This window comes from Paracoccus sp. MC1862, assembly GCF_016617715.1.
Taxonomy (GTDB): domain Bacteria; phylum Pseudomonadota; class Alphaproteobacteria; order Rhodobacterales; family Rhodobacteraceae; genus Paracoccus.
This window is the reverse complement of record NZ_CP067225.1, coordinates 335,914-362,528: the sequence shown is the minus strand read 5'-3', so window position 1 is coordinate 362,528 and position 26,615 is coordinate 335,914. Positions and strand designations below refer to the sequence as shown.

Here is a 26,615-nt window from a genome sequence, read left to right as displayed (position 1 = left end):
GTTCGCGCCACCCTGCCATCAGCCCGCCAGCGCGGCAATCGCCTGCGCTTTCGTCAGGGTCCTGCGGGCGGTTTCCACATGCAGGTTCTCGACGATGCGGCCATCGACGACGGCCACGGCCTTGCCCTCGGCAATCGCGGCCTCATAGGCCTCGATCTGGCGGCGGGACAGGTCCACCTCGGCCTCGGTGGGTGCAAAGGCCGCGTTGGCGATGTCGAGCTGCGCCGGATGGATCAGGGTCTTGCCGTCGAAGCCCATGTCGCGGCCTTGCTGGCATTCGGCACGCAGGCCCTCGTCGTCCTTGAAGGCGTTGAAGACCCCGTCCACGATCACGAGACCATGCGCCCGCGCGGCCAGCAGGCACAGGCCCAGGCCCGTCTGCATCGGCAGCCGGTCGGGGCGGTTGCGGCTGCCCAGTTCCTTGGCAAGGTCGTTGGTGCCCATCACCATGCCCTCAAGCCGCGGATGGGCGGCGATGGCGGCGGCGTTCAGCATCCCCAGCGCGGTTTCCATCATCGCCCACAGGGGCGTCTCGCCGGTCAGCGCGGCGACCGCGTCCAGATCCTCGGGGCGGCTGACCTTGGGGACCAGCACCGCGTCGGCGCCGGTCGCGAAGGCGGCCGCATCGTCGCGGCCCCATTCGGTGTCGAAGCCGTTGATCCGCACGATCCGCGCCCGCCCGCCGTAATCCTGCGCCAGCGCATGACGCAGCAGATCGCGGGCGCCGGGCTTCTCGGCGGGCGCCACCGCGTCCTCGAGGTCGAAGATGATCGCGTCGGCGGCCAGCGTGCGGGCCTTTTCCATGGCGCGCTGGTTGGCGGCGGGGATGTAAAGGACCGAACGATAGGGGCGCGACATGACGGCAGGCTCTCTCACTTGCTGGATGACGGGGGAATGAGTGCCCCGTGACGCCCCCGGCGGCAAGACCATATGCTGCACTGCGGCGAATTTAGATTTTGTCAGGGGCGGGAAACCCATCGCGCCCTCGCGGCTTTCCCCTGTCTGGACCACCCACGCATCAACCCGAGAGGACACGAACATGGCGACCGAACAGATGGGACTGACCGACCTGCTCAAGCACGGGCTTGAGGACATGTATTACGCCGAGGCGCGCATCCAGAAGGCCCTGCCCAAGATGATCGCGGCGGCGCAGGACGAGGAACTCAAGAGCGGACTGGAAAAGCACCTGGAAGAGACGGCTCAGCAGATCACCATGCTGGAGGAAGCCTTCGAGGCGATGGGCGAAAAGCCACGGTCCGAGAAATGCGACGCGATGGACGGCATCCTCAAGGAAGGCGATTCGCTGCTGAAGGATTTCGGCGGCACGGCGGCGGGCGACGCGGCGATCATCTTTTCCTGCCAGGCGGTCGAGCATTACGAGATCGCCCGCTACGGAAGCCTGCGCGCCTATGCCGAGCTTCTGGGGCTGGAGCAGGTCGCCGAGATCATGTCCGACATCCTTGAACAGGAGGAAGCCGCCGACGACCTGCTGTCCGAGATCGCCGAAGAGCGGGCCAACCCCACCGCCGCCGGAACCTCGTCCGAGGATGACGAGGACGACGAGTGAGCCGCTACATCACCGCGTCGGCGATCAGCTTCAGCGACACCGCCAGCAGCGCCCAGGTGATGAACAGGTAGAAGGCCCGCTGCGGAATCCGCCGCACCAGCCAGACACCTACGAAGACGCTTGCGGCCGCGACCGGGATCATGGTCGCGGCCTTTCCCAGATTTGCCGCCCCCAGTTGCCCCAGCGCCGCATAGGGGACCAGCTTCACCAGATTCACCACCGCAAAGAAGACCGTGACAGTGCCGGCATAGGTCTGCGGGCCAAGCCGCAGCGGCTGGACATAGATCTGATAGGGCGGCCCGCCCGAGTGGCTGACGAAGCTGGTGTAGCCCGTGACCGCCCCCCAGCCGGTGCCGCGCAGCCAGTCGGGCTCGCGCGGGGCTGCATCCTCGGGCGCAGGGCGCAGCAGGGTCATCACCGCGAACCAGGCGCCGATCACCCCCACGATGCCGCCGACCCAGGCGTCGTCCACAAGGCTCGCCGTGGCCCAGCCCAGCGCGACCCCCGCCACCGCGCCGGGCAGCAGGCGGGTGACCACGCGGCGGTCCCAGTGGCGGCGATAGGCGATCAGCCCGAAGGCGTCCGACACCACATAGACCGGCAGCAGCAGCCCCGCCGCCTGCACCGGCGACATCGCCAGCGACAGGATCGGCACCGCCAGCATCCCCACCATCGCCAGCCCGCCCTTTGCCAGCCCCACCAGCGCCGAAGCAAGCGCCAGAAGCAGCCAGCCCCCGACCGTCAGATCCACGTCCCACCCCTGTCGTTTCACCGCATTCCGGGCCTGCGGGCAGCCGTCCGCGCCGCTCTACGCCTTGCGCGAGGGCGGGCAAAGGGTCTATCGCGGCCCCGACCCATCAGCCAAACGGAGGACTCCATGGCCCGTCCCAAGATCGCCCTCATCGGCGCCGGACAGATCGGCGGCACGCTGGCGCATCTCGCCGCCATCAAGGAACTGGGCGACGTCGTCCTGTTCGACATCGCCGAGGGCACGCCCCAGGGCAAGGCGCTGGACATCGCGCAATCCGGCCCCTCCGAAGGCTTCGACGGCAGCTTCAAGGGTACCAGCGACTATGCCGACATCGCGGGCGCCGACGTCTGCATCGTGACCGCGGGCGTGCCGCGCAAGCCGGGGATGAGCCGCGACGACCTGCTGGGCATCAACCTCAAGGTCATGAAGTCCGTGGGCGAGGGCATCAAGGCCCATGCGCCCGACGCCTTCGTCATCTGCATCACCAACCCGCTGGACGCGATGGTCTGGGCGCTGCGCGAGTTTTCCGGCCTGCCGCATGAAAAGGTCGTGGGCATGGCGGGCGTGCTGGATTCGGCCCGCTTCCGCCACTTCCTGAGCCTCGAATTCGGCGTGTCCATGCGCGACGTGACGGCCTTCGTTCTGGGCGGTCATGGCGACACGATGGTGCCGCTGGTCCGCTATTCCACCGTCGGCGGCATCCCCCTGCCCGACCTCGTGAAGATGGGCTGGACCACGCAGGAGAAGCTGGACGCCATCGTCCAGCGCACCCGCGACGGGGGGGCCGAAATCGTCGGCCTGCTGAAGACCGGCTCGGCCTTCTACGCGCCCGCGACCTCGGCCATCGAGATGGCGGAATCCTATCTCAAGGACCAGAAGCGCGTCCTGCCCTGCGCGGCCTATGTCCAGAACGCCTACGGGCTTGACGGGATGTATGTCGGCGTTCCGACGGTGATCGGCGCCGGTGGCATCGAGAAGGTCATCGAGATCGAGATGAACGCCGAAGAGCAGGCGATGATGCAGAAGTCCATCGAGGCGGTGAAGGGCCTCGTGGAAGCCTGCAAGGGCATCGACAACTCGCTGGCCTGAACCCTCGCCTCTGCCTCGGAACGGCAAGGGCCGCCCTTTTCGGGGCGGCCCTTTCTTTTAGCGCGGACGAAGCGGGAGGGCTTGCCCGAGCGGCTGCATACAATAGCACATCAACAGTGTGATCACACGCCGATGGCATGTGATCACGGAACTTGGAAAAACTGCGGCCTTTCACCAAAAGCGGAACGCGCGGCTTTGCTTTGCACGCGCGTTCTGGCACATGAACGCGAGTTTCCCTGCGAGGTTCCCGATGAACATCCACGAATACCAGGCCAAGGCGCTGCTGAAGCAATACGGCGCGCCGGTGTCCGAGGGCCGCGCGGTCCTTTCCGCCGACGAAGCCGAAGCCAAGGCGCGGGAGCTGCCCGGCCCGCTCTGGGTCGTCAAGTCCCAGATCCACGCGGGCGGGCGCGGCAAGGGCCGGTTCAAGGAGACGCAAGCCGGCGAAAAGGGCGGCGTCCGGCTGGCCAAGTCGGTGGACGAGGTCGTGGAAAACGTCCGCGCCATGCTCGGCTCGACGCTTGTCACCCACCAGACCGGCCCTGCCGGCAAGCAGGTGAACCGCATCTATGTCGAGGACGGTTCCGACATCGCGCGGGAACTGTATCTCGCGCTGCTGGTGGACCGCTCAACCTCGCGCATCAGCTTTGTTGCCTCGACCGAGGGCGGCATGGACATCGAGGAAGTCGCGGCCTCGACGCCTGAGAAGATCGTCAGCTTCTCGGTCGATCCGGCCACGGGCCTGTCGGACTTCCATGGCCGCAAGGTGGCCTTCGCCCTTGGGCTGGAAGGCGATCAGGTCAAGCAATGCGTGGCGCTGGTGAAGCTGCTGTATAAAGCCTTCGTCGAGCGCGACATGGAGATGCTGGAGATCAACCCGCTGATCGTGACGGAAGCGGGGCAGATCAAGGTTCTGGACGCCAAGGTCAGCTTCGACAACAACGCGCTGTATCGTCAGAAGGACGTGATGGCGCTGCGCGACGAGACTGAGGAAGACCCCAAGGAACTCGAAGCCTCGAAGCACGACCTGAACTACATCGCGCTGGACGGCGAGATCGGCTGCATGGTGAACGGCGCCGGGCTGGCGATGGCGACGATGGACATCATCAAGCTGTATGGCGCGGAACCGGCGAACTTCCTGGACGTCGGCGGCGGCGCGTCCAAGGAGAAGGTCACCGAGGCCTTCAAGATCATCACCTCGGACCCGAACGTGAAGGGCATCCTCGTCAACATCTTCGGCGGCATCATGCGCTGCGACATCATCGCGGAAGGCATCATCGCCGCGGTGAAGGAAGTGGGGCTGCAGGTCCCGCTGGTCGTGCGGCTGGAAGGCACGAACGTGGACCTCGGCAAGCAGATCATCCGCGAGAGCGGGCTGAACGTGATCCCGGCAGATGATCTTTCGGACGCGGCCGAGAAGATCGTGAAGGCGGTCAAGGGCTGATGTTACCTGCCGCTCTCAATGCAATGTTCGCAGTTGTCGCGCTGGCGGGCCTGACCGCCTGCGCCACGGACAACGACGCGAACTTCGCCGAGCGGCAAGAGCTTGCCAATACATCCCCGCTTCTCGCCGTGCCGAAAGCGACTGGCCGCAGCCTGACCGGGAACTTCGAGCGGTTCTGCATTAAGGGTAGCGCCGATGCGAATGACCGGGCGGCGCGGCTGCGGGCGGCCGGCTTCGTTCCCGATGGCGGCTGGCGCGATGGGCTGCGGCAGTTCGTGGCCAACGACTTGCGCCCTGCGGTGCGGATTTCGAGGGACGGCAGGCTGTGCGCCGTCCGCGCCCGTGCCCAGACCGGGCAGAACGCGGAAATCCACAAGTCGATGGCCGCGTGGTTCCCGCAGGCCCGGCTGCTCAAGGACAGTGGCACGGAACAAATCTGGCAGGTCGGGCCGAACGAAGGGATCGCTACCGCGCGCAATTCCCTCGGCCACCATTTCAATGAAATCATGCTGGCGCGTATCCAGCTGTAAGACCGACAAGGACACGGAATGGCCATTCTCGTCGACAAGAACACCAAGGTCATCACCCAGGGCATCACCGGCTCGCAGGGGACCTTCCACACCGAGCAGGCGATCGCCTATGGCACGCAGATGGTCGGCGGCGTGACCCCCGGAAAGGGCGGCACGACGCATCTGAACCTGCCGGTCTTCAACTCGGTCCACAAGGCCGTTGAACAGACCGGCGCGAATGCCAGCGTGATCTACGTCCCCCCGCCCTTCGCGGCGGACTCGATCCTTGAGGCGATCGACGCGCAGGTGCCGCTGATCGTCTGCATCACCGAAGGCATCCCGGTGCTGGACATGATGAAGGTCAAGCGCGCGCTGGAAGGCTCGTCCAGCCGCCTGATCGGGCCGAACTGCCCCGGCGTCATGACGCCCGACGAATGCAAGATCGGGATCATGCCCGGTTCCATCTTCAAGCGCGGCCGCGTGGGCGTCGTTTCGCGGTCCGGCACGCTGACCTATGAGGCGGTCAAGCAGACCTCGGACGTGGGCCTCGGCCAGTCCTCGGCCGTCGGCATCGGCGGCGACCCGATCAAGGGGATGGAGCATATCGACGTGCTGGAAATGTTCCTGGCCGACGACGAGACTGAGTCGATCATCATGATCGGCGAAATCGGTGGTTCGGCCGAGGAAGAGGCGGCGCAGTTCCTCGCCGACGAGAAGAAGCGCGGCCGCTGGAAGCCGACCGCGGGCTTCATCGCGGGCCGTACCGCGCCCCCCGGCCGCCGCATGGGCCATGCGGGCGCCATCGTCTCGGGCGGCAAGGGCGACGCGGAATCGAAGATCGAGGCCATGAAGGCCGCCGGCATCATCGTGGCCGACAGCCCCGCGGGCCTCGGCGAGGCCGTGCTGAAGGCGATGGGCCGCTAAGGCAGTTGATAACGCGCCGCCCCGGCTTAGGTTGGGGCGGCAAGACTTTCCCCCGGGCGCGGCGAAACGGCCCTGCCCTTCACAAGGCCAAGCCGGTCAGGTGTCCGTCATGAACGATCAATCCCCGAACTCCGCCTTCCGCGATTCGTCCTTCCTGCAGGGGGCGAACGCGGCTTACGTGGAACAGCTCTATGGCCAGTGGGCGAAGGATCCGGCCGCCGTCGATCAGGCCTGGGATGAATATTTCCGCAGCCTCGGCGACAGCGAGGCCACCGTCACCCGCGGCGCCAGCGGCGCAAGCTGGGCACGCCCCGACTGGCCGCCGATGCCCTCGGACGAGAACACCGCCGCGCTGACCGGAGAATGGCCGATGGCGACCGAGGCCGAGGCCAAGGCCGCGATCAGGAAGATCACCACCAAGGCCGAAGAAAAGGGCGTGTCGCTGTCGGACGAGCAGTTGCGCCGCGCCGTGCTGGACAGCGTCCGCGCGATCATGCTGATCCGCGCCTATCGCATCCGTGGCCACCTGCACGCCGATCTGGACCCGCTGGGCATCCGCGAGGTGCCGCCGCTGGGAGAGCTTGACCCGGCGACCTACGGCTTCACCTCGGGCGACCTCGACCGGCCGATCTTCATCGACAACGTGCTGGGGCTGCAGGTCGCATCCATCCGCCAGATCTCCGATCTGATGAAGCGGACCTATTGCGGCACCTTCGCACTGCAGTTCATGCACATCTCGGACCCCGAGCAGGCCGCCTGGCTGAAAGAGCGGATCGAGGGCTATGGGAAAGAGATCGCTTTCACCCAGGAGGGCCGCAAGGCGATCCTGAAGAAGCTGGTCGAAGCCGAGGGCTTCGAGAAGTTCCTCCATGTCAAATACATGGGCACCAAGCGCTTCGGCCTGGACGGGGCCGAGGCGCTGATTCCGGCGATGGAACAGATCATCAAGCGCGGCGGAGCGCTGGGCGTGAAGGAGATCGCCATCGGCATGCCCCACCGCGGCCGCCTGTCGGTGCTGGCCAACGTGATGGAAAAGCCCTATCGCGCGATCTTCCACGAATTCCAGGGCGGCAGCTACAAGCCCGAGGACGTGGACGGCTCGGGCGACGTGAAATACCATCTCGGCGCCTCGTCGGACCGAGAGTTCGGCGGCAACAGCGTGCACCTGTCGCTGACCGCGAACCCTTCGCACCTCGAGGCGGTGAACCCGGTCGTGCTGGGCAAGGTCCGCGCCAAGCAGGACCAGTATAACGACCACATCGACCGCACCAGCGTCATCCCGATCCTGCTGCACGGGGATGCGGCCTTCGCGGGCCAGGGCGTCGTCGCGGAATGCCTGCAGTTGTCGGGCATCCGCGGGCACCGGACAGGCGGGACGATCCACATCATCGTCAACAACCAGATCGGCTTCACCACCGCGCCGCATTTCAGCCGGACGAGCCCCTATCCGACCGACATCGCCCTGATGGTCGAGGCGCCGATCTTCCACGTCAACGGTGACGACCCCGAGGCCGTCGTCCATGCCGCCCGCGTTGCGACAGAGTTCCGGCAGAAGTTCCGCAAGGACGTCGTCCTCGACATCTTCTGCTATCGCCGCTTCGGTCACAACGAAGGCGACGAGCCGATGTTCACCAACCCGGCGATGTACAAGCAGATCAAGTCGCACAAGACGACGCTGCAGCTTTACACCGAGCGGCTGGTCAAGGACGGCCTGATCCCGGAAGGCGAGATCGAGGACATGAAGGCCGCCTTCCAGGCCCATCTGAACGAGGAGTTCGAGGCCGGCAAGGTCTTCAAGCCCAACAAGGCCGACTGGCTCGACGGCAAGTGGTCCGGCCTCAAGCCCGAGGGCGAAGACTATCACCCCGGCGAGACCGGCATCCCGGCCGAGACGATGACGGCGGTGGGCGCGGCGCTGACGCGGGTACCCGACGGCTTTGACCTGCACAGGACCGTGGGCCGGTTGCTGGAAGCCAAGAAGCAGATGTTCGAGACCGGGCGCGGCTTCGACTGGGCCACCGGCGAGGCGCTGGCCTTCGGCAGCCTGCTGGCCGAAGGGCATCCGGTGCGCCTGTCGGGGCAGGATTCAGCGCGCGGCACCTTCAGTCAGCGTCACTCTGCCTTTGTCGACCAGACGGCCGAGGACCGCCATTACCCGCTGAACCACATCCGCGAGGGGCAGGCGCGATACGAGGTTATCGACTCGATGCTGTCGGAATACGCGGTTCTGGGCTTCGAATATGGCTATTCGCTGTCCGAGCCGAACGCGCTGGTCATGTGGGAAGCCCAGTTCGGCGACTTTGCCAACGGCGCGCAGATCATGTTCGACCAGTTCATCTCGTCGGGCGAAAAGAAGTGGCTGCGGATGTCGGGCCTTGTCGTCCTGATGCCGCATGGCTTCGAGGGTCAGGGGCCGGAACACTCCTCGGCCCGGCTGGAACGCTGGCTGCAGATGTCGGCCGAGGACAACTGGATCGTTGCGAACCTGACGACTCCGGCCAACTACTTCCACATCCTGCGGCGGCAGCTGCACCGCAGCTTCCGCAAGCCGCTGATGCTGATGACGCCCAAATCGCTGCTGCGCCATCCGCTGGCGGTTTCCACGGCCGAGGAGTTCCAGACCGGCTCGACCTTCCACCGGGTGCTGCATGACGACGCGGAACGCGGCAAGGTGGACTTCCAGCTTGCCCCGGACGACCGGATCCGCCGCGTCGTGATCTGCTCGGGCAAGGTCTATTACGACCTGCTGGCCACCCGGAACGAGGCGGGGGCGGATGACGTCTACCTGCTGCGGCTGGAACAGTTCTATCCCTTCCCCGCGCAGTCGATGTCCAAGGAGCTTGAGCGGTTCAAGCAGGCCGAGATCGTCTGGTGCCAGGAGGAACCCAAGAACCAGGGCGCCTGGAGCTTCGTGGAACCGAACCTTGAATGGGTCCTGCACCGCGTCGGCGCCAGCCATCCCCGCGCCCGCTATGTCGGCCGGGTCGCGCAGGCCTCGGTCGCGACGGGCCTCGCCAGCCGCCACAAGGTCGAACAGGACACGCTGGTCCACGACGCCATCACGATCGGAGCCTGAGATGACCACCGAAGTCCGAGTGCCTGCGCTGGGCGAAAGCGTCAGCGAGGCGACCATCGCCACATGGTTCAAGAAGCCCGGCGATGCCGTCGCGGTGGACGAGATGCTGTGCGAGCTGGAAACCGACAAGGTGACGGTCGAAGTCCCCTCGCCCGCCGCCGGGGTTCTGGCCGAGATTGTCGCGGCCGAGGGGGAGACGGTGGGGCCGAACGCGCTCTTGGCGCAAATCGACGAGGCCGGGGCGGCATCCGCCCCGCGCGACAATGCAACCGCGGCGGTCCAGCCCGCCCAACAGACCGCAGACAGGGGTGAGCCGAAGATGGCCGGGAAATCCGTTGACGTGATGGTGCCGACGCTGGGCGAAAGCGTGACCGAGGCGACGGTCGCCACCTGGTTCAAGAAGCCGGGCGACGCCGTGCAGCAGGACGAGATGCTCTGCGAGCTGGAAACCGACAAGGTGTCGGTCGAGGTTCCCGCCCCCGCCTCGGGCGTGCTGGCCGAGATCCTGGCCGAGGAAGGCGCGACCGTGGACGCCAAGGCGCGGCTGGCCATCATCACCGAGGGCGCGTCGGCCGGGGCGTCTGGTATCGCCGGGCCGGGCGATGTCCCCGTCAGCGATCCGAACAAGCGGATCGAGGCGGCCGACAAGGTCGGCTCGCCCGGCGACGGTCCCGAGCAGGTGGTCCTGCGCAGCGATGTCGAGGACGCGCCGTCCGCGAAAAAGGCGATGGCCGAAGCCGGCGTCAGCCGCGATCAGGTCACGGGTTCGGGCCGCGACGGCCGGGTGATGAAGGAAGACGTGGCCCGCGCGGGTTCCGCCCCCGCGCCGCAGCGGTCCGAGGCGCCGCAGCCTGCCCCTGCCCCCCGCGCGCCCTCCTCGGCCGAGGATTCGCGGCGTGAGGAGCGGGTGAAGATGACCCGCCTGCGCGCGACGATTGCCCGCCGGCTGAAGGACGCGCAGAACACCGCCGCGATGCTGACCACCTACAACGAGGTGGACATGTCGGCGATCATGGACATCCGCAGCGAGTACAAGGACCAGTTCGAGAAGAAGCACAAGGTCAAGCTCGGCTTCATGTCCTTCTTCGTGAAGGCCTGTTCCCACGCCCTGAAGGAAGTCCCCGAGGTCAATGCTGAGATCGACGGCGGCGACGTCGTCTACAAGAACTTCGTCCACATGGGCGTGGCGGTGGGCACCCCGAACGGCCTCGTGGTCCCGGTCGTGCGCGACGCCGACCAGAAGTCCTTCGCCGGGATCGAGAAGGAGATCGGTGAACTCGGCGCCCGCGCCCGCGACGGCAAGCTGACCATGGCCGACATGCAGGGCGGCACCTTCACCATCTCGAACGGCGGGGTCTACGGCTCGCTGATGTCCTCGCCGATCCTGAACCCGCCGCAGTCGGGGATCCTCGGGATGCACAAGATCCAGGACCGCCCGGTCGTGGTCGGCGGCCAGATCGTGATCCGCCCGATGATGTATCTGGCGCTGAGCTACGACCACCGGATCGTGGACGGCAAGGGCGCGGTGACGTTCCTCGTGCGCGTGAAAGAGGCGCTGGAGGACCCCCGCCGCCTGCTGATGGACCTCTGATCCGGTCCGGGGCGTTCTCGCCGGGAATGCCCCGATCCGAAGAAAGGACCATGCCATGACCAACCAGATCATCGCCCGCTACGACATCGCCGACTACGCCCAGTTCCGGGCCGAGTTCGACGCCGACGCCGAGGACCGCGGCAACGCCTCGCTGTCGGTGCTGCAGATCTGGCGCGAGGGCACGGGCCGGGTCTGGGTGCTATATCAGGTCGCGGACGGCAAGCGCGCGCTCGACTATCTGCAGGGCGCGGGCCAGGTTTTCAACGGCCGCGCCGGCGTGCAGGATGCCGAGTATCACGTGGTGCAGACGGCATGATCCCACCCTCGCCCGAGCTTCTGGTCCTCGGCCTCGCCGCCATCCTACAGGCGGTCCAGATCGGGCTGGCCGGATGGTCGATGGGCCAGGACGGGCTGCAGCAGTGGAACGTGGGGCCGCGTGACCGCGAGCCGCAGTTCTCTGCGCGCACCAGCCGCTTGCGCCGTGCGGTGAACAACCACTTCGAGGCGCTGGCCTTCTTCACCATCGCGGTGGTGCTGGTCCAGTTCACCCAGTCGAACACCGGCTTCACCGCTGCCTGCGCCTGGGCCTACCTGCTCGCCCGCATCCTCTATGTCCCGGCCTATGCGCTCGGCTGGTCGCCCTGGCGCTCGCTGATCTTCGGGGTGGGTTTCCTCGCCACGATGCTGATGATCCTGACCGCGCTGTTCTGAATTCGGGCGGTCTCAAATATCCCGCGGGATCGTCCTATGCGACGATGGGGGTGCGAAGCCCCCGGTCCGGCGGCCATGAACAAAGGACAAAGTGATGTATGATCTGATCGTCATCGGCGCCGGCCCCGGAGGCTATGTCTGCGCCATCCGCGCCGCCCAACTGGGGCTGAAGGTCGCCTGCGTCGAAGGGCGCGAGACGCTGGGCGGCACCTGCCTGAACGTCGGCTGCATCCCGTCCAAGGCTTTGCTGCACGCCAGCCACATGGCCCATGAGATGCACGAGAACTTCGAGAAGCTCGGCCTGATGAACGCGACAGCCGACATCGACTGGGACCGGATGCAGGGCTACAAGACCGAGACGGTCGGCACCAACACTAAGGGCATCGAGTTCCTGTTCAAGAAGAACAAGATCGACTGGCTAAAGGGCTGGGCCTCGATACCCTCCCCCGGCAAGGTCAAGGTCGGAGACGCCGAGCATGAGGCGAAGAACATCGTCATCGCCTCGGGTTCCGTCTCGACCGCGCTGAAGGGGGTCGAGGTGGACAATGACGCCGGCATCGTCGTCGATTCCACCGGCGCGCTGGCGCTGAAGAAGATCCCCGAAACCATGGTGGTGATCGGGGCGGGTGTGATCGGGCTGGAACTCGGCTCGGTCTTCAGCCGGCTCGGCACGCAGATCACGGTGGTGGAATATCTTGACGCCATCACCCCCGGCATGGACGGCGAGGTGCAGAAGCAGTTCCAGCGCATCCTGTCCAAGCAGGGCCTAAAGTTCATCCTTGGCGCCGCTGTCTCGGGGGTCGAGACAGCCGAGGGCCGTGCAACCGTCACCTATACGCCCAAGAAGGGCGGCGAGGCCCAGACGCTTGACGCCGAAGTGGTGCTGGTCGCCACCGGCCGCCGCCCCTATCACGACGGCCTCGGCCTCGACGCGTTGGGTGTGCAACTGACCGACCGCGGTGAGATCGCCATCGACAACCACTTCGCCACCAGTGTTCCGGGCGTCTACGCCATCGGCGACGCGGTGCCCGGCCCAATGCTCGCCCACAAGGCCGAGGACGAGGGCATGGCCGTGGCCGAAATCATCGCCGGCAGGCATGGCCATGTGAACTACGACGTGATCCCCGGCGTCATCTATACCGCGCCCGAGGTCGCCTCGATCGGTCTGACCGAGGAAGGTGCAAAGGCAACAGGCCGCAAGATCAAGGTCGGCAAGTTCCCCCTGATGGGCAACGCGCGGGCCAAGGCGATGCTGCAGGCGGAAGGCTTCGTGAAGCTGATCGCGGACGCGGAAACCGACCGCATCCTCGGCTGCCACATCATCGGCCCCGGCGCGGGCGAAATGATTCACGAGATCTGCGTGGCAATGGAGTTCGGCGCGGCTGCGCAGGATGTGGCGCTGACCTGCCACGCGCATCCGACCGTCAGTGAGGCGGTGCGCGAAGCGGCACTCGCCTGCGGCGACGGGGCGATTCACGTCTGATCGGAAGGGAAAGGCCGGGCGGTGCCCGGCCTGGCCTCCGGCGAGGATATCTGGGCTAGAAAGAAGCCGAGGAGCTTGCAACTTCTCGGCGAATTCTTGCCGATGGAAGCTTGCTAGAGGGGCGGGGTTCCGCTTTGAGGCTGGTGCGATGGATGGGGGTCGCTATCGTCCGGCGCAACCATAACAGAACTCGTCAGGACAGTGATGACCCCTACGATCACCCGCATCGGCGCCTTGGCGCTGGTCACGGCGCTTGCGGCTTGCGGCGGGGGCAATCCCGAGAGAATGTATCTTGTCCAGCCTCGCATCAGCCAAGCCGCCTTACATCCGAACGAGACGCGCGAACTGCGAGCGCTGATTCAGAAATACTCGGCTGCTTATGGTGTTCCCGAGGAACTGGTCCACCGCATCGTGATCCGCGAAAGCCGTCATCGCCCCGGTGCCCGCAATGGTCCCTATTACGGGTTGATGCAGATGCTTCCGGCGACTGCACGCGGGATGGGCTATCGGGGCTCGCCCGCGGGGCTGCTGGATGCGGAAAACAATCTGAAATATGGAGTCAAATACCTGCGCGGCGCCTATATGGTCGCCGACGGTAACCATGATGCCGCCGTGAAATGGTATTCCCGCGGCTACTACTACGAGGCCAAGCGCAAGGGTCTGCTGGAAGCAACCGGGCTGCGCTGACGCTTGTGGACCAAGTGAGCTCCCATCTTTGTCTGGAGATATCTGGTCACATATCTCACGGAATATTTGTAAATATCGTGCGTTGTGGCCTGTAATACCCACAGAAAATTTTCAGGTTTGGCGTTAATAGAATGTTGTGGCCTGGTTTTCTATTTCCCTTGATTAGTTGTAACATCCCATGTGACACTTGGTGCATGACGGGTCCTGGCGCCATGCTCGGGGTGGCCGGGCAAGCGGCTCCGGGTGGCGAAGGCGGTCCCTGCGGGACCTCGGGAGCGGGGGGCCGCTCGCCCGGGGAGGAATGCGGGCGCTTTGTGGTGCAAGGGCGGCGCCCCGCCGCGAGGACGATCTTCGCCGCGGCGAGGCTGCAGAGGATGTCGCCGGTGAGCCGCTCGTCGCGCAGCTTGGCGGTGAAGCTCTCGCAGCGGCCCGTCGTCGGGCACACAGTCCCCCGGACCGTTTCCTGATCCTCCTCCCTCCCCGGGGGATCCAGGCTCGACAGAGGCCGTTCCGGCGCCGGCCGCGGCGATCCGGTCGCGCAGCGCGGTGGCCACGAACGCCGGGCCGTTGTCCGGCCGGACAGGGCCGGGCACGCCGCGGAGGAGGAACCGGTCCGGCAGCACGTCGATGACAGCCGGCGCGTTCGGCTTGCGGCTGAGCCGGAGCGCCAGGGATTCCCGGGCGAACCCGTCGATCAGGTCGCGCATGCGGAACTTCCCGCCGTCACGGGTCCGGGCCGCGACGAAGTCGCAAGACCGGACGTGGTCTGGACGCGCTGGCCGCAGACGGAGGCACGATCCGTCGTCGCGCCGGAGCCGCGCCTTCCCCGGTTGCGGCGCAGGCGCCGTCAGCCCCTCCCGCCGCCGGCGACGCAGGCCTCGCCCCCTCGCCGCGCGTCACGTTCCCCGTCCGGCCGGCATGCCCGAGCAGGGCCGGGATCCGCCGCTGGCCGCAGCGCCCCTGCCGGGCGGCAAGCGCAACTAGACCTGTCCCGGTTTCGTTCCGGTCAGGTGCTCATGTTAGGCGGCCCTCTGTTCGAAGGCCACGGGTTATTTCCAGCCGGGGGCCGAGTGTTTTCTGCGGGTTGTAGAATCCGTTGATGTATTCGAAGAGCGCCATTTCGACCTCGCGCCGGGTTTGCCAGTTGCGCCGCCGGACCAGTTCGGCCTTCAGCGACTTGAAGACGCTCTCGACCGCCGAATTATCACAGCAATTGCCCTTGCCGCTCATCGAAACCTTGAAACCGTGCTGGCGCAGTAGCTTCTGATAGTGATGGGCACAGTATTGCGAGCCGCGATCGGTGTGATGGATGCAACCCAGTGGCGGGCGACGCAACGCGATTGCCATGTTCAGCGCCCTGCGCCAGATCCTGCTTCATTCGGCTGCTGATCGCCCCGCCGACCATGCGCCGTGAGAACAGATCGATGATGACGGCCAAGTAGACCCAGCCCTCGCGCGTCCAGACATAGGTGATGTCGCCCGCCCATTTCTGGTTCGGCCGGCTCGCGGTGAAGTTCTGGCTCTCAGGAGGTTCGGCGCGATGTTGAAGGCGTGATCGCTGTCGGTGGTGCGCTTGAACTTGCGGCTGCGAACGACCTGGATGCCGTTCTGGCGCATCAGACGGCCAACGCGCCGCTGGCCGATAGTCAGACCCAGTTCGTTGAGTTCTTCGGTCATGCATGGCCTGCCATAGCTGCCCAGGCTGCGGCGATGCTGTTCTCGGATATGGGCCAGGATCACCATGTCACGCCGTTGGCGCTGCGACCGCGGCCGCTGCTTCCAGGCCCGGAACCCGCGGTCCGTCACCCCCATCAGGCGGCACAGACCGCTGCGCGGCAGATTGCCACGGTAATTGGCAATGAATTGAAACTTCATGGCTTTTGAGCCGCGAAGAACTGAGCCGCCTTCCTAAGAAACATCCGCCGCCTCTGGTGCCGGTGCAAGAGCATAGCCAAGCGATCGCGCACGACGCTGCAGATTGGCCAGAACCCGGGATCGGTGCCGCGCGTCATAGGCGGCAGCACCGGGATCATGGTAGGTCATGCCGAAGCGCAGTGTGTTGTAGAACAGCACCGCGATCTTGCGGGCCGTGGCGGTCACCGCCTTCTGCTTGCCAACTCGCGACGAAAGACGCCGGTAGAATGCACCCAGCGCGGTGTCACTGCGCCCGATCGTGACAGCCGCCAGCCGCAACAGCGCTGCGGCCCGACTCGAGGATCTTCGGGTTCGCGATGACAGCAGCTTGCCGCCGGATATCTTGTTGCCGGGTGCAAGACAGAGCCATGAGGTAAAGTGCTTCGCGCTCGGCCATGCATTCAGGTCGGTTCCGCATTCGGCGACCAGCTTCAACGCCAATGACGGTCCGAGGCCGTGAATCTGGGTCAGGTCCACGCCAAGGACGCCGTGAAGGGCCGCCCTGATGTCGAACGAGGGCGCATTCACCTGCTTTCGCTTCACGCGCGCTTTTGGAAGGGGAGCGACGACCCCATGCGTCTTGACCGTAAGCACTGCGACCGCTGCCTCCAGCCTGCGATCGCAGTCCGCCATCTTGGCCTGAACGTGCTCGTCGCGGTCGTTGCCCACCAGTGCCGCGCGGATCGTCTCGACTGACGCGTGGCAGCGGACATCACGAAATGACGCCAGCACGTCCGGATCCCGCTCGCCCGACACGATGGCACGAATAATCCGCATCCTGGTCGCGCCGGTGATGTCCGAGACGACATGGTGCAGCTGGAGGTTCATCTCCATCAACGCCTTTTGCATGTGTTGGATATGGGCAGCGGCATATTCAATCAGCCGCTCGCGCTGTCGCATGTAGGCCCGCAGAGTGGCGATCTCGGCCGCGGGGCGGAAACTCCCGCGCAGGAGACCGTAGGAATGCAGCTGTCGCAGCCAGCCTGCGTCGCTGACGTCGGTCTTCCGGCCCGGCACGTTCTTGGCATAGCGCGCGTTCACGAGGATCACGTCGAACCCGTGCTGCTCGAGGATCTCGAAAGCCGGGATCCAGTAGACCCCGGTGGATTCCATTGCCACGCTGGTCACGCCGCAGGACCGGAACCAGTCAGCCAGATCGTGCAGATCTCGCGTGAAGGTGCCGAAAACGCGCACGGGCAGATCCGCACGGTCGGGGTGCACCGCCGCCATGTGCATCTTCGACCCGATATCGATCGCTGCGGCATTGGAATTGACCACCTTCAGGTCCGAGTGGTCGCCGGCCTGCTTCTTTGCCATGACATCTCCTCCGATCAGGCTGGAGGGCGTAGGCCGCGCAAGTTCGTCATCTTCCTAATCGGGATCACCGCCGAGGCGGTGTCACCACTCTCAAGTGCGCATCGACCCATGTGCCACGTTTTTTAACGGGGTGAGTCCCTCCAATAAGCAATCGGCAACTGCCCTCCGCTCGCGACGATAGCACAAGCTGTTTCTACTGCGCACAGGAAGGCCAGACCCGGGACAGTTTTTTAGCACCTCCCACTTTCGCCGGGGAAACAGTCCACTGGACTGTTTCCTGATCCGGCTCAAATCGCGCAGTATCCGGTTTTCCTTGCACAGCCGCTCGTTCTCTCGCAGCAGGTCTGCATTTTGGTCCGGCACCTTGGCCTCATCGGAAATCGCCCGGGTCCATTTGCCGGGGGTCGACAAGCCGATCCCCAGATCAGACGCAACCTGACGTCGTGTCAGGCCGCTGGTGAGCGCAATGCGAACCGCATCCCGCTTGAACTCGTCGCTGTGTGTCGCTGCCATATTTGGTCTCCCTTCGTGGCGAGCATCGCTCTCAGAAGACTGGAACGAAACTGGGAAAGGTCCATTGCGCATGAAGACCTCTGCCTCGCGGGCGAGCGAGTGCAGGTCGGCCAGTAGCCCGCCCCGAAGTCGACGTGCTTCCCACCAGCGGTCATAGGCCGCGTTGTTGCGAAAACCCAAGAACAGCGACAGCGCGATCCCGAAGACGGTGAAAGGGGCAGCGTCGATGACAGGCAGCGGGTGCCAGGCTCGCTCCACCGCCACGAGGAGTGCTGCCACTGCCATCAACGACAAAAGGGGATAAGCGATGTGCGGCAACACCGAGCCGCGCATTGTGAAGACGAGCTCCCACAAACCAGGCTTGCTGCGGACGATCATGCGCAGACGCCTTGGCTCGATCAGGCTGGCAAGCCTCAACGTACCTTGATCTGCGGCGGCCCTGCTGGGCAATCGTCTGATGGTCGGACTTCACCCGTCCGGAAGCGGCCTGAGGGGCAACGCTGAAGAAAGCCAAGAGCTGGAAATGCTCCGGTCAGATGGCCAACCGAGAGGACAGGCCACTTGCAACCATGATAGCTCCCACATCACCACGACGGATTGACCTGGGCGAGCGAGGCGAAGCATGATCGAACAGCCTGAAGGAACGCGCAAGGCTCGGACCCGAGACCGGGGCAGGACTGACAGGCACACCGGCTCGGTTTCAGTCAGGGGCATCCGCTGGAGGCAGGCCAGGTCACCGCATCCAAGCGTGGAGGAATGACTATGGCAGAGAAAAACTCCGGAGAGGTCACGAGGTCTGAGGGCGGAACTGCGCCGGGGCCGGATGTGCTGCTGCAGATCTGGAGTTCCTGGATGGATCAGATTTTTGCGTCGTCGCGAACTGCAGCGGACCCGGGAAATGCCGGGTGGGACCCGTCCAAGGCTCCTCTTTCCGCATCGTTCACGGGGGGCACCCAGCATCTCCAGGATGCGCTGTCCCGGAATCCGACGCTCCGCTCGATCGACCAGATGTGGAATGCCAATCCCCTGCGCGACGTCATCCCGCTCGACTGGGCGGAGATTGCCCGCGCCCTGCGCACCGTCTGGCTGCGCTCGCTGGCCCGGCCCGAGACGGCGGTGTCCGTCATGCAGTTCAATCAGGACCTGTGGCGCTCGGCGATAAACGTCTGGCAGGAGGCGGGGCAGCGCTGGCTGGGCAATGCCCAGGCCTTGCAGGACAAGGCCCCCACGTCGCCGGCCGACAAGCGCTTTGCCGCGCCCGAATGGCAAACGAACCCCGCCTATCGCGCCCTCATGGAGGTCTATCTTCTCGCCTCGGACTGGCTCATGGAGCAGAACAGGGGCGAGGACATGGACGACGCCGAGCGGCAGCGCGTCAACTTCCATCTTCGCCAGTTCGTCGACGCGATGAGCCCGACGCTGATGCTGCTCTCCAACCCCGCCGCGCTGCGCAAGGCGCTTGAGACCGGCGGCACCAGCATGGCGGCCGGGGCGAGAAACCTCATGGCCGACCTCGCCGCCGGGCGGCTCAGCATGGTGGACGAGGATGCCTTCGCGCCGGGGCGCAACCTCGCGCTCACCCCCGGCAAGGTGGTCCATCGCAACCGGCTGATCGAACTCATCCAGTACGAGCCGACGACGAAGCAGGTCCACCAGGTGCCGCTGCTGATCCTGCCCCCCTGGATCAACAAGTTCTACATTCTCGACATGCAGCCCCGGAACAGCATGGTGAAGTACCTGGTAGATCAGGGCTTCACCGTGTTCGTGGTCTCGTGGAAGAACCCCGACGCCTCGATGGACGGGATCGGCATCGAGGACTACATGGACCTGGGCCTGCTGGAAGCCGGCGATGTGGCGCGCGACATCACCGGCAGCCCCACGGTCAACATCATGGGCTACTGCATCGGCGGCACGCTTCTGACGATGACGCTGGCGATGCTGGCAGCCAAGGGGAAAGGCGCGGAGCGCATCAACTCGGCGAGCTTCATGGTCTCGCTGCAGGACTTTTCGCGCGTGGGTGACACCGCCGTCTTCATGGACGAGCCGGGGCTTGATCTCGTCGAACAGCAGATGATGGACCGCGGCTATCTCGACAGCCGCGAGATGTCCAACATGTTCAATCTCTTGCGCTCGAACGATCTTATCTGGGCCAATGTGGTCAACAACTACCTGCTGGGCAACAAGCCGCCTGCCTTCGACCTGCTCTACTGGAACAGCGACGGCACCCGGATGACGCGCGCCGCGCACAGCTGGTACCTGCGCAACACCTATCTCGAGAACAACCTCATCGAGCCCGGCAAGATCACGCTGAAGGGCGTGCCCCTCGATCTCGGCCGGATCAAGCTGGACTGCTATGCGGTCGGCGCCGAAAAGGACCACATCGTGCCCTGGGACGCAGCCTGGCGCATCACGCAGCTTTTCGGCGGCGATGTGCGGTTCATCCGCGCCTCAAGCGGCCACATCGCCGGGGTCATCAATCCGCCCGGCGGCAAGGGCGCCTACTGGACGTGGGAGAAGGACAGCACGGCGTCCAGCCCGGAACAGTGGCTTCAAAGCGCGACCCGGCATGACGGCAGCTGGTGGACGGATTGGACGGCGTGGCTTTCCGCCCGCTCGGGCAGAAAGGTTGCGCCGCCTTCAATGGGCAGCAAGACGTATCCTCCGCTTCAGGACGCGCCGGGAAGCTACGTCCTGGAGAAGTAGAAGATGGCTGAGCGGATGCATCATTCGCGAGGTGGAGATGGGGTGGATGCCGCTCTCTCCCCTACGGCGTCGCAATGCGCCAAGCTTGTGATGCTGAAGTCACAAGAGAAACAAGAGGGCATCCATGAAGGAAATTAGCATCATCGGCGTCGACCTTGCAAAGAACGTGTTCCAGCTGCACGGCGCGGCCGCGGATGGTTCGGTCATGTTTCGCAAGAAGCTGTCGCGCCCGCAATTCCAGCGCTTCATGGCGGAGCATCCGCAATGCCTCGTGGTGATGGAGGCCTGCGGTGGTGCGCATCACTGGGCGCGGGAACTGGTGCGGGTCGGCCATGAGGTGAAACTGATCGCACCGCGCTATGTCAAGCCGTTCATCAAACGGCAGAAAAACGACGCGGCGGACGCGGAGGCGATCGTGGAAGCGGCGCTGCGCCCGACCATGCGCTATGTCGAGCCGAAGACCAGCGACCAGCAATCGCGCTCTATCCTGTTCCGCACCCGCGAGCAGTTCGTGAAACAGCGCACGGAAGCGGTCAATGCGCTGCGGTCGCACCTGTACGAGTTCGGCTTCATCGCGCCCGAGGGGATCGGCTATCTTCCGCGCCTCGACGCCCTCATCAAGGACGCAAACTCCGATTTGCCGCCGCTCGCCCGGGAAATCTGTAGTGAACTGCTGGACCAGGTCGCGCATCTGACCGCCCGGATAAATGTCATGAAAAAGAGGATCGACGCGATTGCCAGGGAAGGCGAGACATCTCGCCGCCTGCAGACCATGCCGGGTGTGGGTCCGATCAGCGCCTTGGCCGTCGAGACCTTCGCGCCGCCGATGGCGCAGTTCAAACGCGGCCGCGACTTTGCAGCTTGGCTTGGGCTCGTGCCACGACAGGCGTCGACCGGCGGCAAGCAGCGGCTTGGAAAAACCTCGAAGATGGGCCAGCGCGACATTCGCCGTCTGCTGATCACCGGCGCGATGGCCGTGATCCGCTGGGCCCTGCGCCGTGGCGCACCGCAAAACCCCTGGCTTGAGCGCATGTTGGAACGCAAGCCGCCGATGGTCGCGGCCTTCGCACTGGCCAACAAGATGGCGCGCGGCCTCTGGGCGATGCTCACGCGCGGTGAAGACTATCGCGATCCGGTGATCGCCAGCGCTGCCTGATCCGGCATCAAAACGCGAAAACGGAACGCAGAGTTGTGAGGAAGGCATGATCCGAATGGGCAAATGATCGACATGATCCGGGTTGGGCAAACCAGAAACCTTCTCAGAGCTTCGAGCTCGCTGTTGGAGATTTGGCCCCGGTCCGCGCATCTCCATCTCGGCCAGCGGCATCTATCAGGCCGCGCTAACAGGCCTGACAAGAGTCCGCACTCGATCACATGTCTAAGGTTCAGAAATTCCTTGCAAATGAGGGCGGCATCCACAAGAGAAGGTTCGACGTCAGGACCATCTCCTCCGCTAAATATTATCCGGTTTAGAATATCCATACGTTGATAATTAAGGATTTTCGTGCAGCCCGGTGGAGTCCAATCCGGATCTTGCCATACATTATGCGCTACAGTCCCCTGCTCGGGAGGTGATGCATCATGGCGATCAAGGCACGGGGTAGCCGAGGCAAGCTGTCGCTCTACAAGCGGGTGCCTGCGCGTTACGAGGCGATCGCGCCTCGCAAGTTCGTCTGGGTGGCTCTGCATACTGACAGTCCCCGTCTGGCGGAGCGGAAGGCGGACGCCGTCTGGTCCGAGATGATCGAGGCGTGGGAGGCAAAGCTTGCCGTTGACTGTTGATTTCCACCCAGAACTGAGCCGGGTTTTCCATCGAGACGTGAGCCACCTCTGACTATGGATTTCGGGTTATGCTGGGGTCAAGGCCTGGCTGGTCTCCTTCTTCCTTGCTGCCGCAGCCGAACTGGCCTTGAAGCGGAAGCTGTCGTTTCCGGTCTCCAGGATGTGGCAACGATGGGTGAGCCGGTCGAGTAAAGCCGTGGTCATCTTGGCATCGCCAAAGACCGTGGCCCATTCGCTGAAGCTCAGGTTGGTGGTGATGATGACGCTGGTGCGCTCGTAGAGCTTGCTCAGCAGGTGGAAGAGCAGCGCGCCACCCGAGGCACTGAAGGGCAGGTATCCCAGCTCATCGAGGATCACGAGGTCGAGCTTGGTCATGCTTTCGGCGATCTGCCCGGCCTTGCCCCTGGCCTTTTCCTGTTCCAGGGCATTGACCAACTCGATCGTGGAGAAGAAGCGGACCTTTCGGCGATGATGTTCGATGGCCTGGATGCCGAGGGCGGTCGCGACGTGGGTCTTGCCCGTTCCCGGGCCGCCGATCAGCACGATGTTCTGGGCGCCATCCATGAACTCGCAGCGGTGCAGGACCCTGGCGGTGGCTTCATTGATCTCGCTGGCGGCGAAGTCGAAGCCGGAGAGGTCCTTGTAGGCCGGGAAGCGTGCGGCTTTCATGTGATAGGCGATGGAGCGGACCTCGCGCTCCGCCAGTTCGGCCTTGAGGAGTTGCGACAGGATCGGGACGGCGGCGTCGAAGGCCGGTGCTCCCTGTTCGATCAGGTCGGTGACGGCCTGCGCCATGCCGTGCATCTTCAGGCTGCGCAGCATGATGACGATAGCGCCGCTGGCGGGGTCATGACGCATGGCGGCCTCCGGCAATCTGGGCGCGCAGCCCGTCATAGCGTTCGACATCCGCCGTGGGTTCTCGGCGCAGGGTCAATGCCTGCGGGGTATCCAGCGGGGGTCCACCGATCACCTTGCCGTCAACCAGCCGGTGCAGAAGGTTCAGCACATGGGTCTTGGTCGGTACGCCCTCGGCCAGGGCCAGCTCCACCGCGGTGAGCACGGCCTGTTCATCGTGCTGCAGGACCAGGGCGAGGATATCGACCATCTCGCGGTCACCGCCGGGCTTGCGCAGCATATGATCCTGCAACTGTATGAGGGCAGGCGGCAATTCCAGGAACGGCGCGCCATTGCGCAGGGCTCCGGGCTTGCGTTGCACGACAGCCAGATAATGCCGCCAGTCGTAGACTGTCCTCGGCGGCAGGTGGTGGCTGCGCTGGATCACGCGGGCATGTTCGCACAGGATGTTGCCCTCGGCCGCCACGACCAGCCGGTCGGGATAGATCCGCAGGCTGACGGGACGGTTCGCGAAGGACGCCGGCACGCTGTAGCGGTTGCGCTCGAAGCTGATCAGGCAGGTGGGCGAGACGCGCTTGCTCTGCTCGACGAAGCCGTCGAATTGCGCCGGCAGCGGCATCAGCGCAGCCTGCTCCTCCGCCCAGGCGTCGGCGATCGTGCCGGGCAGCGTGCCATGGGCCGTCTCGCGCCACAGGTCCTGACATCGTTGTTCCAGCCAGGCATTCAGCGCCGCCAGGTCGGGGAAGTCCGGCATCCCTTGCAGCATCTGGTGGCGGGCGTCGCGGACGTTCTTCTCGACCTGGCCTTTTTCCCAACCCGCGGCCGGATTGCAGAACTCCGGCTCAAAGACGTAGTGGTTTGTCATCGCGAGGAAACGAATGTTGACGTGCCGTTCCTTGCCTCTGCCGACGCGATCCACCGCGGTGCGCATGTTGTCATAGATCCCACGCGCCGGCACGCCGCCGAAGACCCGGAACCCGTGCCAGTGGGCGTCAAAGAGCATCTCGTGGGTCTGCAGCAGATAGGCGCGCAGCAGGAAAGCCCGGCTGTGCGACAGCTTGATATGCGCCATCTGCAGCTTCGTGCGTTCGCCGCTCAGAACCGCAAAGTCCTCGCTCCAGTCGAACTGGAAGGCCTCACCCGGGCGGAACGACAGCGGAACGAAGGTGCCACGGCCTGTGGTCTGCTGCTCGCGCTGGCGATCTGCCCGCCATTGACGCGCAAAGGCTGCCACCCGGCCATAGGAACCGGTGAAGCCGAGCGTCACGAGATCGGCGTGCATCTGCTTGAGCGTCCGGCGCTGCTTGCGTGACTTCCCTGCCTCGGTCTGCAGCCAGCCGGCCAGCTTCTCGGCGAAGGGATCGAGCTTGCTCGGGCGCTCGGGCGTGGCAAATTTGGGCTCGACCGTGTTCGCCGCCAGATGCTTGGTAACGGTGTTCCGCGACAGTCCCGTGCGCCGCGCGATCTCCCGGATCGACAGCCTCTGCCGCAAGTGCATTCGCCGGATGATGTTCAAAAGTCCCATGTGGATCACTCCCGTTGCCCCCGCCGCTCTCCGCTCCGGGGGAAGGTTCACATGGCTCAATTCTCAGTGGAAATTACGCGCCTACCCGGCTCAGTTCTGAGTGGAAATCAACAGCACGAGACGATCCGCGGTGATGACCCGAGCGGTTGCATAGGCGCCAAGAGGATGCGTGTAGGCGACACGGTCACCGGGCCTCACGTCCTCGACCCCGTCTCCCACCGCGACCACCCGGCCTGCCGCTTCGGAGCCGGGAATAAGATCCCGCTCGACTGCCCAAGGGTAGAGGCCGCTGCGGTGATAGACATCGAGAAAATTGAGACCGACCGCAGTATGGCGCACCAGAACCTCGTGGGGCCTGGCGCGGGAGGCTCGATCTTGCGCTGCGCGAACCGGTCGCTGCCGCCGGGTGTCGTCACCACCGTCGCATAATCGCGCATTGATCTCCCTGACCAAGACCATCGTCCTTTGCCAGCGCCGAGGGGCGCTCTCCTCCCGGCACTGTTGGCCGAGAGCATCGTGGCTCCCGCTGACAGCCATGCCCACAGCGTACACGGCCATAGCCGCTGCCTTGTAGCACATCGCCTTGGTTGCGCAAAGTTATCGAATTCAGAATTCAGAAGTGCTATATTCTTTTTGGTTACGGACGAATCGCCGGCTTCGCGGAGGAGGCCTGCCGCTGTGGGAGGAGAGACCCTGATGACGGTTCACCAGAATTTTATCGCTGGCCGCTTTGTAGAAAGGACGGGCGACGATTTGATCGACGTGTTCAACCCGGCGCGCGACATACGCATCTCGCAGGTACCGGACACCACCGCCGAGGGCGTGAACGAGGCCGTCGATGCCGCCAGCCGCGCCCAGCGCGACTGGGAGCGGCTGCCCGCGATCCAGCGTGCCGGGTTCCTGCGCGAGATCTCGGCCAAGATCCGGGCCAATGCGGAGAAAATCGCCCGCGTCATTTCCGAAGAACAGGGCAAGATCCTGCCGCTGGCGCGGGTCGAGGCGGCTTTTACCGCCGACTACATCGACTACATGGCCGAATGGGCGCGCCGGATCGAGGGCGAGATCCTGCAGTCCGACCGCCCCGGCGAGAACATCTTCCTGTTCCGCCAGCCGATCGGCGTCGTTGCGGGCATCCTGCCTTGGAACTTCCCGTTCTTCCTGATCGCCCGGAAGATGGCCCCGGCCCTGATCACCGGCAACACCATCGTCATCAAGCCCAGCGAGGAAACGCCGAACAACGCCGCTCTGTTCGCCCGGCTGGTGACGGAAACGGGACTGCCCAAGGGCGTCTTCAACATCGTCTATGGCCGGGGTGGCACGACCGGTAGGGCGCTGACCCTGCACCCGGACGTGCGCATGGTCAGTTTCACCGGCAGCGTGGAAACCGGATCGAAGATCATGGCGGATGCGGCCCGGAACATTTGCAAGGTCAACCTTGAACTGGGCGGCAAGGCCCCGGCCATCGTGACGGCGGACGCCGACCTCGACCTGGCTGCCCGTGCCATTACCCAGTCGCGGACGCTGAACACGGGGCAGGTCTGCAACGCGGCCGAACGCGTTTACGTGGACCGCAAGGTGGCGGACGAGTTCACCGACAAGCTGATCAAGGCGATGGACGCGGTCCGCTACGGCGACCCCCTGGGCAACGACGAGATCGACATGGGCCCCATCATCAACCGCGCGGGCGTGGAAAAGATCGACGCGCTGGTGCGCTCGGCACTCGATGCCGGGGCCGAGGCGGCACTGGGCGGCGGCGTGGCCGACCTGGGGGTTGGCAGCCACTACAAGCCCACCGTGCTGGTCAACTGCCATCAGGACATGGACATCATCAGCCGCGAGACCTTTGGCCCGGTCCTGCCGCTGGTCGAGGTGGACAGCCTCGACCAGGCGATTGCCCATGCCAACGACACGACCTACGGGCTCACCTCGTCGATCTACACGACGAATGTCGGCTCCATGATGCGGGCCTGCAACGAGCTGCGTTTCGGCGAAACCTACGTCAACCGCGAGAACTTCGAGGCGATGCAGGGCTTCCACGCGGGGCGCGGCAAGTCGGGCATCGGCGGTGCGGATGGCAAGCACGGCCTGCTCGAATACACCGAGACCCACATCTGCTATGTCCAGACCTGAACCTCGGTCAACTTTGTGCTGACCAGCGCAGCCTGCTAGGATCC

22 protein-coding genes and 3 pseudogenes are annotated in these 26,615 nt (G+C 64.9%); 15 read left to right on the top strand and 10 right to left on the bottom strand.

Annotated elements, in window-relative coordinates; all coding sequences use genetic code 11:
* Positions 1 to 18: 18 nt before the first annotated feature.
* Positions 19 to 858, bottom strand: coding sequence for a CoA ester lyase (locus JGR78_RS01785; protein WP_182791505.1), 840 nt, complete (start codon positions 856 to 858; stop codon positions 19 to 21).
* A gap of 181 nt (positions 859 to 1,039) precedes the next feature.
* Here JGR78_RS01785 and JGR78_RS01780 point away from each other — a divergent pair, with 181 nt between their 5' ends.
* Positions 1,040 to 1,567: a ferritin-like domain-containing protein gene (locus tag JGR78_RS01780; protein ID WP_200559404.1), complete on the top strand. Its 528-nt coding sequence runs from the start codon at positions 1,040 to 1,042 to the stop codon at positions 1,565 to 1,567.
* 4 nt (positions 1,568 to 1,571) lie between these two features.
* On the opposite strand, the gene JGR78_RS01775 is transcribed toward JGR78_RS01780, so the two are convergent.
* A complete protein-coding gene (locus tag JGR78_RS01775) occupies positions 1,572 to 2,318 on the bottom strand; it encodes a sulfite exporter TauE/SafE family protein (RefSeq protein ID WP_370576390.1) in 747 nt (248 codons plus the stop codon).
* 126 nt (positions 2,319 to 2,444) lie between these two features.
* On the opposite strand from JGR78_RS01775, the gene mdh reads away from it, so the two are divergent.
* The 10 genes from mdh (at position 2,445) to JGR78_RS01725 (ending at position 13,832) form a co-directional block, all read left to right on the top strand.
* Positions 2,445 to 3,407, top strand: coding sequence for a malate dehydrogenase (mdh, locus tag JGR78_RS01770; protein ID WP_182791506.1), 963 nt, complete (start codon positions 2,445 to 2,447; stop codon positions 3,405 to 3,407).
* A 250-nt stretch (positions 3,408 to 3,657) separates the two neighbouring features.
* Positions 3,658 to 4,851, top strand: coding sequence for an ADP-forming succinate--CoA ligase subunit beta (gene sucC / locus JGR78_RS01765; protein ID WP_182805089.1), 1,194 nt, complete (start codon positions 3,658 to 3,660; stop codon positions 4,849 to 4,851).
* A 23-nt stretch (positions 4,852 to 4,874) separates the two neighbouring features.
* A complete protein-coding gene (locus tag JGR78_RS01760) occupies positions 4,875 to 5,381 on the top strand; it encodes a hypothetical protein (protein WP_182791508.1) in 507 nt (168 codons plus the stop codon).
* 18 nt (positions 5,382 to 5,399) lie between these two features.
* The gene (sucD, locus tag JGR78_RS01755; RefSeq protein ID WP_182791509.1) at positions 5,400 to 6,284 is read left to right on the top strand and encodes a succinate--CoA ligase subunit alpha; all 885 of its coding nucleotides are present in this window, start codon (positions 5,400 to 5,402) and stop codon (positions 6,282 to 6,284) included.
* A gap of 109 nt (positions 6,285 to 6,393) precedes the next feature.
* Entirely contained in the window at positions 6,394 to 9,360 is a 2,967-nt protein-coding gene (locus JGR78_RS01750) for a 2-oxoglutarate dehydrogenase E1 component (RefSeq protein WP_182791510.1), read from the top strand.
* 1 nt (position 9,361) lies between these two features.
* A complete protein-coding gene (odhB, locus tag JGR78_RS01745; protein ID WP_182791511.1) occupies positions 9,362 to 10,951 on the top strand; it encodes a 2-oxoglutarate dehydrogenase complex dihydrolipoyllysine-residue succinyltransferase in 1,590 nt (529 codons plus the stop codon).
* Between the two features lie 55 nt (positions 10,952 to 11,006).
* Positions 11,007 to 11,267 carry a hypothetical protein gene (locus tag JGR78_RS01740; protein WP_182791512.1) on the top strand — a complete coding sequence of 87 codons (261 nt, stop codon included), beginning with the start codon at positions 11,007 to 11,009 and terminating at the stop codon, positions 11,265 to 11,267.
* Complete coding sequence (locus JGR78_RS01735; protein ID WP_182805087.1) at positions 11,264 to 11,662, top strand: MAPEG family protein; 399 nt, start codon at positions 11,264 to 11,266, stop codon at positions 11,660 to 11,662. The genes JGR78_RS01740 and JGR78_RS01735 overlap by 4 nt, the downstream gene beginning before the upstream one ends.
* A 94-nt stretch (positions 11,663 to 11,756) precedes the next feature.
* On the top strand, positions 11,757 to 13,145 hold the full coding sequence (gene lpdA / locus JGR78_RS01730; protein ID WP_182791514.1) for a dihydrolipoyl dehydrogenase: 1,389 nt from the start codon (positions 11,757 to 11,759) through the stop codon (positions 13,143 to 13,145).
* A gap of 204 nt (positions 13,146 to 13,349) precedes the next feature.
* Positions 13,350 to 13,832 carry a lytic transglycosylase domain-containing protein gene (locus JGR78_RS01725; protein ID WP_182791515.1) on the top strand — a complete coding sequence of 161 codons (483 nt, stop codon included), beginning with the start codon at positions 13,350 to 13,352 and terminating at the stop codon, positions 13,830 to 13,832.
* Between the two features lie 55 nt (positions 13,833 to 13,887).
* Here JGR78_RS01725 and JGR78_RS18540 read toward each other — a convergent pair whose 3' ends face one another.
* The 5 genes and pseudogenes from JGR78_RS18540 to JGR78_RS01705 all read right to left on the bottom strand — a co-directional run.
* Positions 13,888 to 14,277, bottom strand: a complete 390-nt coding sequence (locus JGR78_RS18540) for an integrase core domain-containing protein (protein ID WP_370576541.1) — start codon at positions 14,275 to 14,277, stop codon at positions 13,888 to 13,890.
* 604 nt (positions 14,278 to 14,881) lie between these two features.
* A pseudogene (locus JGR78_RS01720) lies at positions 14,882 to 15,728 on the bottom strand (IS3 family transposase); the annotation flags it as partial.
* 12 nt (positions 15,729 to 15,740) lie between these two features.
* Complete coding sequence (locus JGR78_RS01715; protein WP_182806265.1) at positions 15,741 to 17,063, bottom strand: IS110 family transposase; 1,323 nt, start codon at positions 17,061 to 17,063, stop codon at positions 15,741 to 15,743.
* Between the two features lie 243 nt (positions 17,064 to 17,306).
* Positions 17,307 to 17,576, bottom strand: a pseudogene (locus JGR78_RS01710) (transposase); the annotation flags it as partial.
* Between the two features lie 84 nt (positions 17,577 to 17,660).
* A pseudogene (locus JGR78_RS01705) lies at positions 17,661 to 17,954 on the bottom strand (bestrophin family ion channel); the annotation flags it as partial.
* 630 nt (positions 17,955 to 18,584) lie between these two features.
* On the opposite strand from JGR78_RS01705, the gene JGR78_RS01700 reads away from it, so the two are divergent.
* From JGR78_RS01700 to JGR78_RS01690, 3 genes are all read left to right on the top strand, one after another.
* Entirely contained in the window at positions 18,585 to 20,279 is a 1,695-nt protein-coding gene (locus JGR78_RS01700; RefSeq protein ID WP_200559403.1) for an alpha/beta hydrolase, read from the top strand.
* A gap of 124 nt (positions 20,280 to 20,403) precedes the next feature.
* Complete coding sequence (locus JGR78_RS01695) at positions 20,404 to 21,435, top strand: IS110 family transposase (RefSeq protein ID WP_182793966.1); 1,032 nt, start codon at positions 20,404 to 20,406, stop codon at positions 21,433 to 21,435.
* A 425-nt stretch (positions 21,436 to 21,860) separates the two neighbouring features.
* Positions 21,861 to 22,061: a DUF6538 domain-containing protein gene (locus JGR78_RS01690; protein WP_182805930.1), complete on the top strand. Its 201-nt coding sequence runs from the start codon at positions 21,861 to 21,863 to the stop codon at positions 22,059 to 22,061.
* A 66-nt stretch (positions 22,062 to 22,127) separates the two neighbouring features.
* Here JGR78_RS01690 and istB read toward each other — a convergent pair whose 3' ends face one another.
* The 3 genes from istB to JGR78_RS01675 all read right to left on the bottom strand — a co-directional run bounded on the left by istB (position 22,128) and on the right by JGR78_RS01675 (position 24,894).
* On the bottom strand, positions 22,128 to 22,919 hold the full coding sequence (gene istB, locus JGR78_RS01685; RefSeq protein WP_182805947.1) for an IS21-like element helper ATPase IstB: 792 nt from the start codon (positions 22,917 to 22,919) through the stop codon (positions 22,128 to 22,130).
* Complete coding sequence (gene istA / locus JGR78_RS01680; RefSeq protein WP_182805945.1) at positions 22,909 to 24,441, bottom strand: IS21 family transposase; 1,533 nt, start codon at positions 24,439 to 24,441, stop codon at positions 22,909 to 22,911. Before istA ends, istB begins: the two co-directional genes overlap by 11 nt.
* 90 nt (positions 24,442 to 24,531) lie before the next feature.
* The gene (locus JGR78_RS01675) at positions 24,532 to 24,894 is read right to left on the bottom strand and encodes an alcohol dehydrogenase catalytic domain-containing protein (protein ID WP_234450814.1); all 363 of its coding nucleotides are present in this window, start codon (positions 24,892 to 24,894) and stop codon (positions 24,532 to 24,534) included.
* A gap of 243 nt (positions 24,895 to 25,137) precedes the next feature.
* Between JGR78_RS01675 and aldA the strand changes: the two genes are divergently transcribed.
* On the top strand, positions 25,138 to 26,571 hold the full coding sequence (gene aldA / locus JGR78_RS01670; protein ID WP_182805934.1) for an aldehyde dehydrogenase: 1,434 nt from the start codon (positions 25,138 to 25,140) through the stop codon (positions 26,569 to 26,571).
* Positions 26,572 to 26,615 lie beyond the last annotated feature (44 nt).

Bases quoted from the DNA above. Each gene is read 5' to 3' on its own strand.
- JGR78_RS01785 (WP_182791505.1), bottom strand. From the start codon at position 858: ATGTCGCGCCCCTATCGTTCGGTCCTTTACATCCCCGCCGCCAACCAG.
- JGR78_RS01780 (WP_200559404.1), top strand. From the start codon at position 1,040: ATGGCGACCGAACAGATGGGACTGACCGACCTGCTCAAGCACGGGCTT.
- mdh (WP_182791506.1), top strand. From the start codon at position 2,445: ATGGCCCGTCCCAAGATCGCCCTCATCGGCGCCGGACAGATCGGCGGC.
- sucC (WP_182805089.1), top strand. From the start codon at position 3,658: ATGAACATCCACGAATACCAGGCCAAGGCGCTGCTGAAGCAATACGGC.
- JGR78_RS01760 (WP_182791508.1), top strand. From the start codon at position 4,875: ATGTTCGCAGTTGTCGCGCTGGCGGGCCTGACCGCCTGCGCCACGGAC.
- sucD (WP_182791509.1), top strand. From the start codon at position 5,400: ATGGCCATTCTCGTCGACAAGAACACCAAGGTCATCACCCAGGGCATC.
- JGR78_RS01750 (WP_182791510.1), top strand. From the start codon at position 6,394: ATGAACGATCAATCCCCGAACTCCGCCTTCCGCGATTCGTCCTTCCTG.
- odhB (WP_182791511.1), top strand. From the start codon at position 9,362: ATGACCACCGAAGTCCGAGTGCCTGCGCTGGGCGAAAGCGTCAGCGAG.
- JGR78_RS01740 (WP_182791512.1), top strand. From the start codon at position 11,007: ATGACCAACCAGATCATCGCCCGCTACGACATCGCCGACTACGCCCAG.
- JGR78_RS01735 (WP_182805087.1), top strand. From the start codon at position 11,264: ATGATCCCACCCTCGCCCGAGCTTCTGGTCCTCGGCCTCGCCGCCATC.
- lpdA (WP_182791514.1), top strand. From the start codon at position 11,757: ATGTATGATCTGATCGTCATCGGCGCCGGCCCCGGAGGCTATGTCTGC.
- JGR78_RS01725 (WP_182791515.1), top strand. From the start codon at position 13,350: ATGACCCCTACGATCACCCGCATCGGCGCCTTGGCGCTGGTCACGGCG.
- JGR78_RS01715 (WP_182806265.1), bottom strand. From the start codon at position 17,063: ATGGCAAAGAAGCAGGCCGGCGACCACTCGGACCTGAAGGTGGTCAAT.
- JGR78_RS01700 (WP_200559403.1), top strand. From the start codon at position 18,585: ATGTGGAATGCCAATCCCCTGCGCGACGTCATCCCGCTCGACTGGGCG.
- JGR78_RS01695 (WP_182793966.1), top strand. From the start codon at position 20,404: ATGAAGGAAATTAGCATCATCGGCGTCGACCTTGCAAAGAACGTGTTC.
- JGR78_RS01690 (WP_182805930.1), top strand. From the start codon at position 21,861: ATGGCGATCAAGGCACGGGGTAGCCGAGGCAAGCTGTCGCTCTACAAG.
- istB (WP_182805947.1), bottom strand. From the start codon at position 22,919: ATGCGTCATGACCCCGCCAGCGGCGCTATCGTCATCATGCTGCGCAGC.
- istA (WP_182805945.1), bottom strand. From the start codon at position 24,441: ATGGGACTTTTGAACATCATCCGGCGAATGCACTTGCGGCAGAGGCTG.
- aldA (WP_182805934.1), top strand. From the start codon at position 25,138: ATGACGGTTCACCAGAATTTTATCGCTGGCCGCTTTGTAGAAAGGACG.